The sequence below is a fragment of the Stenotrophomonas pavanii genome (assembly GCF_900101175.1).
GTDB lineage: Bacteria > Pseudomonadota > Gammaproteobacteria > Xanthomonadales > Xanthomonadaceae > Stenotrophomonas > Stenotrophomonas pavanii.
In genome coordinates this window covers 116,815-129,833 of record NZ_FNFQ01000010.1, presented here as the reverse complement: position 1 = coordinate 129,833, position 13,019 = coordinate 116,815, and the positions used below count along the sequence as shown (strand labels likewise).

Here is a 13,019-nt window from a genome sequence, read left to right as displayed (position 1 = left end):
GAGCCTCCAGCGGAGTCCGGGAAGACGATGAACGACAACGGCAGCAGTCCCAGCAAGCGCGCCGGCAAGGCGGTGACGGTGACCGACATCGCGCGTGCGATCGGCGTGTCACGGGCAACCGTGTCGCTGGTGTTGCGCGGCAGCCCGCTGGTCAATGTCGATACCCGCGCCAAGGTCGAGGCCGAGCTGCGCCGCCAGCGCTATGTCTACAACCGCGCGGCGGCCAACCTGCGCCGACGCACCTCGTCGAGCATTGCGCTGGTGATCAACGACCTGTCCAACCCGTTCTTCGCCGAATTCGCGTCCGGCGTGGACGAGGCGCTGGGCGGGCGCGGTTACGTGACGCTGCTGGGCAGCACCGGGGAATCGCCGGAGCGCCAGCAGGCGGTGCTGTCCACGCTGATGGAGCACACCCCGGCCGGCCTGATCCTGTCGCCGGCCGAGGGCAGCGACACCGCGCAGTTGCGGCAGGCGCTGGGCGCCAATGCCAACGTGCTGCTGTTCAACCGCGAACTGGCCGGGGCTGACTGGGACTTCCTGACCCTGGACAACCAGCACGGCGCCTATCTGGCCACGCGCCACCTGATCGAGCGCGGCCATCGCCAGATCGCCTTCTTCGGCGGCCACGCCGCATCCAGTTCCTGCCACCAGCGCCGCGCCGGGTTCCAGCAGGCGTTGGCCGAGGCCGGGCTGTCGCTGCCGCCGGGTTGGATGATCGAGTCGGCGCCTAACCGTCTGGAAGCGGCAGCGCGCACCGATGAGCTCTTCGCCGACGGTCATCGGCCGAGTGCGGCGGTCTGCTACAACGACACCGTCGCGCTGGGCCTGATGCTGGGCTTGAACTCGCGGGGCATCCGTCCGGGCGGCGATTTCGCCGTGACCGGCTTCGATGACATTTCCGAGGCGGCGGTGGCGGTACCGCCATTGACCACGCTTACCGCCGATCCGCGCGAGCGTGGCCGCCAGGCTGCGGCGCTGCTGCTGCAACGGCTGGACGAACCGGACGCGCCGCCGCGGCGCACGGTCGCGCCGGTGCAGCTGCGCATCCGCGAAAGTAGTGCCGCACGACCGAACTGATTCCTTCCGCATACCCCTTCCACGCAACAACGACCTTCCGCGCATCGAGGCGCGTACCGCATGCCGATCTCCGCAACGCCCCGTCCATCGGGTTCTTCGGGCAACGCACCCGCCGTCACCAACGGCAAGGCGCTGGCTGTCGTCACCACGATCTTCTTCATGTGGGGCTTCCTGACCTGCCTCAATGACATCCTGATCCCGCACCTGAAGGCGGTGTTCGAACTGAACTACGCCAAGGCGATGCTGGTGCAGTTCACCTTCTTCGGCACCTATTTCCTGATGTCGCTGCCGGCCGGTCGGCTGGTGGCGGCGCTGGGTTACAAGAAGGGCATCGTGGCCGGCCTGGTGATCGCCGGCATCGGCGCGCTGGGCTTCTGGCCGGCGGCCGAACTGCGCGTCTATGGCGCCTTCCTCGGTGCCCTGTTCGTGCTGGCCACCGGCATTACCGTGCTGCAGGTGGCCGCCAACCCCTATGTCGCGCTGCTGGGCCCGGAGCAGACCAGCTCCAGCCGCCTGACCCTGGCGCAGGCGCTGAACTCGCTGGGCACGGCCATCGCGCCGATCTTCGGCGGCATGCTGATCCTGTCCAACACGGTCAAGAGCGCTGACGACATCGCGGCGCTGCCGGCCGCCGAGCAGCTGGCCTACCGTGCCGCCGAGGCGCAGGCGGTGCAGGGTCCGTACGTGGGCCTGGCCGTGGCGCTGGTGCTGCTGGCGCTGTTCGTGTTCCTGTTCCGCCTGCCGGCGCTGAGCGACGCCACCGAGCAGGCCGACCAGGGCCACCACCACAGCTACCTGGATGCGCTGCGCAAGCGCCACCTGCTGCTGGGCGTGCTGGGCATCTTCTTCTACGTCGGCGCCGAAGTGTCGATCGGCAGCTTCCTGGTCAATTACCTGTCGATGCCCAACATCGGTGGCTTCAGCGAACAGGAAGCCACGCACTACGTGTCGGCCTATTGGACGATGGCGATGATCGGCCGCTTTGCCGGCTCCGCGCTGCTGGCGCGCTTCTCGCCGAGCCGCCTGCTGGCGATCTTCGCGCTGGTCAACGTGGCGCTGCTGGTCACCACCATGCTGACCTCCGGCAACATCGCGCTGTACTCGGTGGTGGCGATCGGCCTGTTCAATTCGATCATGTTCCCCACTATTTTCGCGCTGAGCATCGAGCGCCTCGGCCCGCTGACCAACAAGGGCTCCAGCCTGCTGATCATGGCCATCGTCGGCGGTGCCGTGGTGCCGTACCTGCAGGGCGTGCTGGCCGACCACATCGGCGTGCAGGCCAGCTTCATCCTGCCGCTGCTGTGCTACGGCTACATCATTTTCTACGGACTGGTCGGCGCGCGTACGCCGGCCTCCGCAACGCAGGGAGGCTGAGTCCGGAATGGGTGCCATTGTCTGCTTCGGCGAAATTTTGATCGATCTACTAGCGCAGCCGCCGGCCTCGGCCGACACGCCGCGCGCATTCCTGCAGTATGCCGGCGGTGCACCGGCCAACGTCGCCGTGGCGGCTGCACGGCTGGGCGCGAAGACCCAGTTCGTCGGCATGCTGGGCCGCGACATGTTCGGTGACTTCCTGGCCGACAGCCTGGTCGAGCACGGCGTGGGTACCGATTACATCGTGCGCACCGACGCGGCCAAGACCGCACTGGCCTTCGTGGCCCTGGATGCCAATGGCGAGCGCAGCTTCAGCTTCTACCGGCCGCCGGCGGCCGACCTGCTGTTCCGTGACAGCGATTTCCAGGCCGCGTGCCTGGACAGCGCGCAGTGCTTCCACGTCTGTTCCAACAGCCTGACCGAGCCGGCCATCGCCGAGGCGACCTTCGCCGGCATGGACCGCGCCCGTGCCGCCGGTGCGGTGGTCAGCCTGGACCTCAACCTGCGCCCGGCACTGTGGCCCGCCAACGAAGATCCGACGCCGCGGCTGTGGCAGGCACTGGAACGCGCTGACCTGGTCAAGCTGTCGCGCGAGGAGCTGGACTACCTGGCTGCGCCGCTGGGTGCCGACGGCGAGGCGGCGGTGCTGCGGCGCCTGCTGGCTGCGCAGGCGCGCTGGGTGATCGTCACCGACGGTGCGGCCACGCTGCACTGGTACACCCGCGACAAGCACGGCACCGTCACCAGCTTCCGCGTGGCTACGGTCGACACCACGGCCGCGGGCGACGCGTTCGTCGGTGGCGTGCTGGTTGGGCTGCTGGAGCGCGGCGGTGCCGGTACCGGTTTTGCCGCCTTCTGCCAGGACCCCGAGGCGATCACCGCCACGCTGCGCTTCGGCGCTGCGGTCGGCGCGCTGGCTGTTACCCGCAAGGGCGCGTTCGCCGCGATGCCCTCGCTCGATGAAGTGCAGCAGCTGCTGCAGGCACAGGACATTACCGCATGAGCCCTTCGCCCGATTTCCGTTCGCCCGCGTTCCTGCGCGCGCACATCGCCGAGACCATGGCGTTCTACCACCCGCGCTGCATCGATCCCAACGGTGGCTTCTTCCACTACTTCCGTGACGACGGCAGCATCTACGATGCCAGCCATCGCCACCTGGTGAGCAGCACCCGTTTCGTCTTCAACTATGCGATGGCTTACCGCGAGTTCGGCAATGCCGAGTACCGCGACGCGGTCGAGCACGGCGTGCGCTACCTGCGCGAGGTGCACCGCAACCCCGCCACCGGCGGCTATGCCTGGACCCTGCGTGATGGCAAGGTCGAGGACGATATGAACCACTGCTACGGCGTGGCCTTCGTGCTGCTGGCCTACAGCTGTGCGCTGAAGGCAGGCATCGAACAGGCGCGCGCGTGGATGGACGAAACCTGGCAGCTGCTGGAAACGCGCTTCTGGGAGCCGCAGCACGGGCTCTACAAGGATGAAGCGGACGGCCAGTGGAACTTCACCGGCTACCGCGGCCAGAACGCCAACATGCACATGTGCGAGGCGATGCTGGCTGCGTTCGAGGCCAGTGGCGAGCAGCGCTATGTGGAGCGCGCGCTGCAGCTGGCCGACAACATGACCCGCCGCCAGGCGGCCAAGGCCGGCGGGCTGGTCTGGGAGCACTACGATGAGAACTGGGAGATCGACTGGGACTACAACCTGGACAACCCCAAGCACCTGTTCCGCCCGTGGGGCTTCCAGCCGGGTCACCAGACCGAATGGGCCAAGCTGCTGTTGATCCTCGATCGCCACGTGCAGGCGGACTGGCTGGTGCCGACCGCGCAGCACCTGTTCGACGTGGCCGTGGCGCGCAGCTGGGACGACGCCCGCGGCGGCCTGTACTACGGCTTCGCACCGGAATCGCGCCGGCAGCCCGGCATGGATGGCGCGCCGATCGGTGGCGACAGCTTCGTCTGCGACGACGACAAGTACTTCTGGGTGCAGGCCGAAACGCTGGCCACCGCCGCACTGATGGCCAAGCGCACCGGTGATGACCGCTACTGGCAGTGGTACGAGCGCATCTGGGCGTACGCGTGGGTGCACTTCGTCGACCATCAGTACGGCGCTTGGTTCCGCATCCTCGATGCCGACAACCGCAAGTACAGCGACGAGAAGAGCCCGGCCGGCAAGGTGGATTACCACACCATGGGTGCGTGCTACGAAGTGTTGAACGTGGTGCGTTGAGGCGCGCGTCGCCGTACGCATGATGAATCGGAATCGGTAGCGCCGGGCCACGCCCGGCGGAAAAAACAGGAGCTCCGCGTGCATCGTCTTTCCCTCGTTGTCCGTCTGCTCCTGCTGCTGGTCGCAACGTCGGCCTTCCCGGCAACTGCAGCCCCGCTGCAGGCGCAATGGGAATTCCGCATGTTGCCCGGCGACGCGCAGGGCGCCGCGCACCCGGGCCTGCAGCAATGGCGTGCGGCCACGGTGCCGGGCAGCGTGCACACCGACCTGCTGGCGCATGCGCTGATCCGCGACCCGTACGTGGGTGCGCCCGAAGCCGAGCTGCAATGGATCGGCCTGGCGGCCTGGGAGTACCGCGCGCGCTTCGACGTGGACGCGGCGACGCTGGCCAAGCCCAATGCCGAACTGCGTTTCGACGGGCTGGACACTTATGCCGAAGTCAGCCTTAACGGCAAGCCGCTGCTGCGTGCGGACAACGCGCACCGGACCTGGCGTGCGCGCGTGGAAGGGCGTCTGCGGGCCAGGGACAATGAACTGCAGATCGTGTTCCGCTCACCGATCCGCACCCTGCTGCCGGGCGTGCAGGCGATGCCGCACAAGATCGCCGGCAACTATCCTTCGCCCTATGGGGACGAGCCGAAGGACGCGATGGTCGGCAACTTCGCGCGCAAGCCGGCCTACCACTTCGGCTGGGACTGGGGTCCGCGCTATGTCACCGCCGGCGTCTGGCGTGGAATCGACCTGCAGGCCTGGGACGCGCACCGCCTGACCGATCTTGCGGTGCGCACCGATGCATTGAGCGCGGAGCAGGCGAAGCTGGCGGTGCTGCTGCAGGTGGAGCAGGGCGCGTCGGCCGGCTCGGCGGTGGTCCATGTGGACGTGCGCGATCCGCACGCCCGCAGCGTGGCCCAGGTGCAGCGCACGGTACTGCTGAAGCCCGGGCAGAACAGTGTTGAACTACCGATTGAACTGGCGGAACCGAAGCGGTGGTGGCCGGTCGGCCATGGTGCGCAGGATCGCTATACCGTGCAGGCGCGCCTGGATGGCGGTGCCGACGCAACGCTGGTGCGCGAGCAGCGCATCGGCCTGCGTACGGTTGAGCTGCGCCGCGAAGAGGACGGCAAGGGCGGGCAGGGCTTCGCCTTCGTCATCAACGGCGTGCCGATCTTCGCCAAGGGCGCCAACGTCATTCCGTTCGATGCCTTTCCCGCACGTGTCGATGCCGCACGCCTGCGCCAGGTGCTGACCGCCGCGCGCGATGCCAACATGAACATGCTACGCAACTGGGGCGGTGGCTACTACGAGGACGACGCGTTCTTCGACATCGCCGACGAGCTGGGCCTGCTGGTCTGGCAGGACTTCATGTTCGGTGGCGGCATGCAGCCGGGCTACGATCCGGCGTTCCGCGCCAGCGTGGTCGCCGAGGCGCGCGACAACGTGCGCCGGCTGCGCCATCACCCCAGCATCGTGCTGTGGTGTGGCAACAACGAGGAAGAAACCGCCTGGAAGGACTGGGGCCACGGCCGCGACCTGAAGGCGGCCGACCCGGCATTTGCGGCGAAAGTCTGGCAGGGCTATGTCGACCTGTTCGGCAACGACCTGCGCCAGGTGGTGGGCGAGGAAGGACTGGGCGTACCGTACTGGTCCAGTTCGCCCAGCAACGATCTGGACGAGAAGGCCAACGATTCCACCCGCGGCGACAAGCACTACTGGCAGGTCTGGGGCAATCCGGCGCTGCCGGTGCAGGCCTACCTGGGTGAGACGCCGCGCTTCATGTCCGAGTACGGGCTGCAGGCGTGGCCGTCGGTGGCGACGGTGGACCAGATCGCCACCCGCGCCGAGCAGCGCATCGACAGCCCGGTGATCCGTGCGCGCCAGAAGTTCATGGCCGGCGAGGGCAACAGCCGCCTGCTGCACTACATCGAACTGGGCTACGGCACGCCGAGGGACTTCGAGGACTTCGTCTACCTGAGCCAGGTGATGCAGGCCGATGGCATCGCGCTGGCCGCGCTGCATCATCGCGCCTCGCGGCCGTACACGATGGGCTCGCTGTACTGGCAGCTCAACGATGTCTGGCCGGGTGCTTCATGGTCCAGCGTGGACTACTTCGGTCGCTGGAAGGCGCTGCACTTTGCCGCGCGGCGTTTCTTCGCGCCGGTCACGCTGGCGGCATTGCGTGATGAGGGCAGGACGCGGGTGCGCCTGATCAATGATGGCGCCTCACTGGAAGCGCGCTGGCGGCTGCGGGTGATGAATGTGGATGGCAAGGTACTGCGCCGTCGCGAGGACGCAGTGATGCTGTCGGCGGAGGGCGTCACCTCCATCGGTGATTTCCGCGATGCCGAGCTGCTGGCCGGCGCCGACCCGAAGCGCACGGTGGCCGTGTTCGAGCTGCTGCAGAACGGCGCGGTGCGTGCGCGGCAGGTGGTCGGATTCGTCGAGGCCAAGGACCAGGTGCTGCCGCGGCAGAAACTCAAGGCCACGTTGGCCATTGACGGCGACCACTACCGCCTGCGCCTGGAAAGCGCGGCGTACGTGCGCGCGGCGTGGATCGACTTCGGCGCGCTGGACGTGCAGGTCGAAGACAACCTGCTGGACCTGCTGCCGGGTGAAACCCGTGATATCGCGGTGCGCGGTCCGGTGGACCTGGCAGCGCTGCGCGAAGCGGTGAAGGTGAAGACCCTCAACGATCGTTGAGCAAAAAAGGGGACGGAGGGGATTAAGTCGTTTGCGGCCCATGTGTGCCACAAACGACTTAATCACCTCCGTCCCCTTTCTCCTGCTTACAGCTGGATCTGCTGGAAGTTCTCGACCCGCTCGTGGCCATTGGCGGCCTGGCCGGTGCGCGGCATCGGGTAGTCGTCGCGGCGGTCGATCAGGCGCGTCTGCAGGCCGGCTTCACGGGCGGCATCCAGCTCTTCCACCACATCGGACAGGAACAGGATCTCGCCGGCGGGCACGCCGATCGACTGCACGATGCGGCGGTAGCTGTCGGCCTCACGCTTGCCGCCGATCTCGGTATCGAACCAGCCCGACACCAGCGGGCTGAGGTCACCGGCATCGCTGAACCCGAAGAACAGCTTCTGTGCCGGCACCGAGCCGGAGGAGTACACGTACAGCGGCAGGCCGGAGGCATGCCAGCCTTTCAGCACCGGCGCCACTTCCGGGTAGAAGTGCGCGGTGTAGTCGCCACGACGGTAGCCTTCGTCCCAGATCAGCCCCTGCAGCGCTTTCAGTGCGGTGTGCTTGCGGTCCTGGTCGATCCAGCCCTGCAGCGTTTCGGCCACCAGGCTGTCCTGGCAGGCGCCGCCGATCTCGGCAGCGACCGCATCCAGCCAGCGGCGGACGTCGGGCTGCTGGCCGTGCTCGGCGATGAACGCGGGCAGCGCTTTGCGGGCATAGGGGAACAGCACGTTCTTGACGAACGAGATGCTGCTGGTGGTGCCTTCGATATCGGTCAGGATGACGCGGGGCTGCATGGATCAGGACGCCTGGGTGGGTACGTAGCGGGGGAACTTCTGCGCGATGTCGGTGCCGGTGAAATGACCCACCCAGCCGTCCGGCTCGGTGAAGAAGCGGATCGCCACGAAGCTCGGCTCATCGCCCATGTCGAACCAGTGGGTGGTGCCATCGGGCACGGCGATCAGATCGTCCTTCACGCACTCGATCTCATAGACCTTGTCCCCCACGTGCAGGGTGAACAGGCCCGAGCCTGCGACGAAGAAGCGCACCTCGTCCTCCTTGTGGAAGTGCTCGTCGAGGAACTTCTTGCGCAGCTCGGCGCGGTTCGGGTTGTCCGGGGCGATCGAGGCGACGTCCACGCTCTTGAAGCCGCGTTCGGCGACCAGGCGGTCGATGTCGGCACGGTAGGCGGCGAACACTTCCTCCTGGCTGGCGCCCGGCGCGACCGGCGCGGCGGCCTGCCAGCGCTCGAAGGTGACGCCGATCTTCTGCAGTTCGGCAGTGATGACCGCGCCGTCCTGGGTGTCCAGCAGCGGCGATTCGGGGCGGGTGTCGTCGTAGATGCGCAGTCGGCTCATGGCGGCAGCTTGAACGTCTCGGGGGGAAGACAGGGTAGCAGGGCGGGCGCGGGGTGCAGATTCCGGATCGGCATCTGCACCTGCGCGCCGGTTCAGCTGCGCAACTTGCGCAGCTCCAGTTCGCAGTGGAACAGGAACTCGAACGCTTCCAGGTGGCGGCGCGCCTCGGCCATGTCGCGGCCCCAGGCATACAGGCCGTGGCCGTCGATCAGGTAGCCCCACAGGTTCTGGCGGTCGAGCAGGTCATCGACCTGCTGCGAAAGCACGTTCATGTCCTGGGTGTTGGCGAACACCGGTACGTCGATGGCCATCTCGTGGGTGCTGTTGCCGGCGAAGGCCTTCAGCAGTTCGTAGCCTTCCAGGTGCACATGACCCTGCGGCGCGTACAGGCGCGAGGCAATGGTCTGCACCGGCGAATGGGTGTGCAGTACGCAGCCGATTTCCGGGAAGCGGCGGTACAGCTGGGTGTGCAGCAGGGTTTCGGCGGAGGGGCGCAGCGGGCGGCCAACGGCCTTGCCGTCGAAGTCCACCACCATGATGTCGTCCTCGATGAGGCGGCCCTTGTCCTTGCCCGAGACGGTGATCGCGGCGTGGCGGTCGTCCAGGCGGTGGGAGAAGTTGCTGCTGGTGGCCGGGGTCCAGCCGGCCTGGGCCAGTTCGCGGACGTTGTCGATCAGCAGCTGGGCCAGTTCGCTCAGGCGCGCGGTGTCGTACGGGAAGGTGGGGGCGTTCATGTGGGCGATTTTACTGGATTCGGCCAACGGCTGAGCCCCTCGTGGCGGGTCGTGTAGAGCGGTTCATGGCGGGCGGGGCGGGTGGGCCGTGCAGGGGGCGCTGCAAGCACGTCCCTGTAAGCTCGATGGCGCCATCCATGGCGCCAACGCCCCTGCACGGCCCACCCGCCCCGCCTCTGACAGGTTCCGCGCGCGGCCTGCCACGGAGTGAAGAAGGAAAAGCGAAAAGCGGGTCGCTTCGCTGCGCTTGCTCGCAGTCGAGCATGGCTCCGCTCGACAGAAATATTCATTCCGGAACATTCGTTCATGAGAACGCTTCATCCACGCATGGCGTGGATCTACTGGACGCGCCGGTGGACTGTCGGAGGTGGGGCGGGTTGGGTTCGCGGGGGTGTCCGCGGCATGGATGCCGCGGCCAAGCCCCCAGGGATGGGTTTACGGCGTCCCCCGCGAACCCAACCCGTCCCGCCAAGCCCTCAACCCAGCTGTTGCCGTTGCCGTTGCTCCGGCTTCAAAGGCGGGTGCAGGGCCGCAGGCCCTGCAATGCAAAACCTTACTTACCCCGCAGGCGGCTGTGCCGGAACCCGTAGCCGAAATAGATCACGAAACCGACGACCGTCCACACCCCCATCAGCATCCAGTTGTGCATCGTCATTGCCGACAACAGTGCCAGGCAGCTCAGCACGCCCAGGCTGCAGATCAGCCACGCCATCGGCATGCGGAACGGGCGCGGCAGGTCCGGCTGGGTACGGCGCAGGATCAGCACGCCGGCACAGACTGCGGCGAACGCGATCAGCGTGCCCATCGAGGTCAGCTCGCCGAGGATGTCCAGCGGGAACAGCGCCGCCAGCAGCGCGATGCCGATGCCGGTGATCACGGTGTTGACGTGCGGGGTGCGGTACTTCGGGTGGATCCGGGTGAACACCGGCGGCAGCAGGCCGTCGCGGCCCATGATCATGAAGATGCGCGGCTGGCCGATGATCATCACCAGCACCACCGAGGACAGGCCGACCAGCGCGCCGACCTCGACCACCCAGCGCAGCCAGCCGAGCTGGGGATGCGCCGCCACCGCGGTCACCACCGGCTCATCGGTGCCCAGCAGCTGGAACGGCACCAGGCCGGTCATCACCGCGGCCATCGCGATGTACAGCACGGTACAGATCACCAGCGACAGCATCATGCCGATCGGCATGTCGCGTTGCGGGTTCTTCGATTCCTGCGCCGCCACCGATACCGCCTCGAAACCGATGTAGGCGAAGAACACCATCGCCGCGCCACGCAGCACGCCTTCCATGCCGTACTTGCCGGGGCCTTCATTGGCGGGGATGAACGGAGTCCAGTTACTGGTGTCCACGTACTTCCAGCCGACCACGATGACCAGCACGATCAGGCCGGTCTTGAGCACGACCATCGCCATGTTCATCGCCGAGGACTTGCTGATGCCGACGTAGCACAGCCAGGTCAGCAGCAGCACGAGCGCGGCGGCGGGCAGGTTGGCGATCGCGCCGGTCGGGCGCAGCTGCGCGTCGAGCGGGGCACTGACCAGGGCTGCCGGTAGATGGATGTCGAACTGGCTGAGCAGGCTGAGGAAGTAACCGGTCCAGCTGACTGCCACCGCCGAGGCGGAGACGCCGTACTCGAGCACCAGCATCCAGCCGATGAACCAGGCCGAGAGCTCGCCGAAGGTGGCGTAGGTGTACGTGTAGGCGCTGCCGGAGACCGGCACCATCGAGGCGAATTCGGCATAAGCCAGCGCGCAGAAGGCGCAGCAGATGGCGGCCAGCACGAAGGACAGCATGATCGCCGGGCCGGCGTGGTTGGCGGCGGCCTGGCCGGTGATGACGAAAATGCCTCCGCCGATCACCGCGCCGATGCCGAGCGCGGTCAGCCCCCAGGGGCCAAGGTGGCGACGCAGGCTCAGGCCGTTGGCGTCTTCATGGGCGGCATGCGGATGCTTGGTGGCCCACAGTTGCTTGAACATGTGTGGTGGTCTTGTCGAAGCGCGCCATGGGCGGCGCGCGGGAAAACGGACGGGCCGGCGCGAGGCCGGCCCGAAGGCGGATCAGGGCGACTTGGCGAGCTTGCTGTTGCGGATGCCGTAGCCCAGGTAGATCAGCAGGCCGAGCAGCGTCCAGCCAACGAACAGGTGCCAGTGCACCACGAACGCCTGCCAGAACAGGAACAGGCAGGTGGCCGCGCCGAGCGGGCAGATGATCCAGACCATCGGCACGCGGAACGGGCGGTGCAGGTCCGGCTTGGTATAGCGCAGCACCAGCACGCCGACGCAGACGGTGGCGAAGGCCAGCAGGGTGCCCATCGAGACGAGTTCGCCGAGCACGTTCAGCGGCACCAGGCCGGCCAGCGCGGCAGCGATCACGCCGACCACGATGGTGGCGACGTACGGGGTGCGGAAGCGGGCGTGGACCTTGCCGAAGAACTTCGGCAGCAGGCCGTCGCGGGAGATGGTGTAGGCGATGCGGGTCTGGCCCATCATCATCACCAGCACCACCGAGGACAGGCCGGCGATGGCGCCGACTTCCACGAACGTCTTCAGCCAGGACAGGGTCGGGTAGGGCTCCAGCGCGGTCGCCACCGGCTTGTCGGTGCCCAGCAGGTGGTACGGCATCATGCCGGTCAGCACCGCACAGACGATGATGTAGACGATGGTGCACACGGCCAGCGAGCCGAGCAGGCCGATCGGCATGTTGCGTTGCGGGTCCTTGGTTTCACCGGCAGCGGTGGAGACCGCATCGAAGCCGATGTACGCGAAGAACACGATGGTGGCGGCGCGGAAGATGCCGCTCCAGCCGAACTCACCCGGCACGCCGGTGTTTTCCGGAATGAACGGGTGCCAGTTGGCCGGGTCGATGTGGGCCGCGCCGATGCCGATGAACAGGCAGATGACGGTGACCTTGATCGCCACGATGATCGCGTTGACGAACGCCGACTGGGTCACGCCCACGTACAGCAGGCCGGATACCGCCGCCACGATCAGCACCGCCGGCAGGTTGAACAGCTTGCCGGAGGAGACGAACTCGCTGCCGGTCCAGGCGATGGGCGCGGCGCTGAGCAGGTCCGGGAAGGGCATGTGCAGCGTGGTGGTGATGAAGCTGATCAGGTAGGCCGACCAGCCCACCGCGACCGACGCCGAGGCGAACAGGTACTCCAGCACCAGGCACCAGCCGATGAACCAGGCCATGCCTTCGCCGAGGGTGGCATAGGAATAGGAGTAGGCACTGCCGGAGACCGGCATCATCGCCGCGAACTCGGCATAGCACAGGCCTGCCAGCGCACAGGCGAAACCGGCCAGTACGAACGACAGCATCACCGCCGGGCCCGCGTGGTTGGCTGCCGCCTGGCCGGTCAGCACGAAGATGCCTGCGCCGATCACCGCACCCACGCCCAGCAGGATGAGGTGTTTAGCCGTGAGGGTCCGTTTCAACGTGGCTTCGCCGTCCAGGCTGCCTTCGATGGGTTCGCCGGCATCGACGTGCCCGGCCGGCTCGACCGGCTTGACCCTCAACAGAGCTTTCAGCATGCAGTACTTCCTAGTGATCGGATGGGGTGG

General features: G+C 67.2%; 10 protein-coding genes. 5 read left to right on the top strand and 5 right to left on the bottom strand.

What is annotated here, in order from left to right; all coding sequences use genetic code 11:
- The first annotated feature begins 27 nt into the window (after positions 1–27).
- The 5 genes from BLS66_RS16375 (at position 28) to BLS66_RS16355 (ending at position 7,374) form a co-directional block, all read left to right on the top strand.
- The gene (locus tag BLS66_RS16375; RefSeq protein ID WP_014646964.1) at positions 28–1,077 is read left to right on the top strand and encodes a LacI family DNA-binding transcriptional regulator; all 1,050 of its coding nucleotides are present in this window, start codon (positions 28–30) and stop codon (positions 1,075–1,077) included.
- Between the two features lie 60 nt (positions 1,078–1,137).
- Entirely contained in the window at positions 1,138–2,451 is a 1,314-nt protein-coding gene (fucP, locus tag BLS66_RS16370; RefSeq protein WP_049464304.1) for an L-fucose:H+ symporter permease, read from the top strand.
- 7 nt (positions 2,452–2,458) lie between these two features.
- Positions 2,459–3,454 carry a carbohydrate kinase family protein gene (locus BLS66_RS16365; RefSeq protein ID WP_074726332.1) on the top strand — a complete coding sequence of 332 codons (996 nt, stop codon included), beginning with the start codon at positions 2,459–2,461 and terminating at the stop codon, positions 3,452–3,454.
- Positions 3,451–4,677 (top strand): AGE family epimerase/isomerase, encoded by a 1,227-nt coding sequence (locus BLS66_RS16360; RefSeq protein WP_074726331.1) that lies wholly within the window; start codon positions 3,451–3,453, stop codon positions 4,675–4,677. The genes BLS66_RS16365 and BLS66_RS16360 overlap by 4 nt, the downstream gene beginning before the upstream one ends.
- A gap of 78 nt (positions 4,678–4,755) precedes the next feature.
- Positions 4,756–7,374, top strand: coding sequence for a beta-mannosidase (locus BLS66_RS16355; protein WP_074726330.1), 2,619 nt, complete (start codon positions 4,756–4,758; stop codon positions 7,372–7,374).
- An 86-nt stretch (positions 7,375–7,460) separates the two neighbouring features.
- Here BLS66_RS16355 and mtnC read toward each other — a convergent pair whose 3' ends face one another.
- From mtnC to BLS66_RS16330, 5 genes are all read right to left on the bottom strand, one after another.
- Positions 7,461–8,156 (bottom strand): acireductone synthase, encoded by a 696-nt coding sequence (gene mtnC, locus BLS66_RS16350; RefSeq protein ID WP_053462819.1) that lies wholly within the window; start codon positions 8,154–8,156, stop codon positions 7,461–7,463.
- Between the two features lie 3 nt (positions 8,157–8,159).
- Positions 8,160–8,717 (bottom strand): 1,2-dihydroxy-3-keto-5-methylthiopentene dioxygenase, encoded by a 558-nt coding sequence (locus tag BLS66_RS16345; RefSeq protein ID WP_049464314.1) that lies wholly within the window; start codon positions 8,715–8,717, stop codon positions 8,160–8,162.
- 92 nt (positions 8,718–8,809) lie between these two features.
- Positions 8,810–9,451: a methylthioribulose 1-phosphate dehydratase gene (locus BLS66_RS16340; RefSeq protein WP_049464316.1), complete on the bottom strand. Its 642-nt coding sequence runs from the start codon at positions 9,449–9,451 to the stop codon at positions 8,810–8,812.
- Positions 9,452–10,004: 553 nt separating this feature from the next.
- Complete coding sequence (locus BLS66_RS16335; protein ID WP_074726329.1) at positions 10,005–11,432, bottom strand: amino acid permease; 1,428 nt, start codon at positions 11,430–11,432, stop codon at positions 10,005–10,007.
- 81 nt (positions 11,433–11,513) lie between these two features.
- Complete coding sequence (locus BLS66_RS16330) at positions 11,514–12,989, bottom strand: amino acid permease (protein ID WP_057495087.1); 1,476 nt, start codon at positions 12,987–12,989, stop codon at positions 11,514–11,516.
- Positions 12,990–13,019 lie beyond the last annotated feature (30 nt).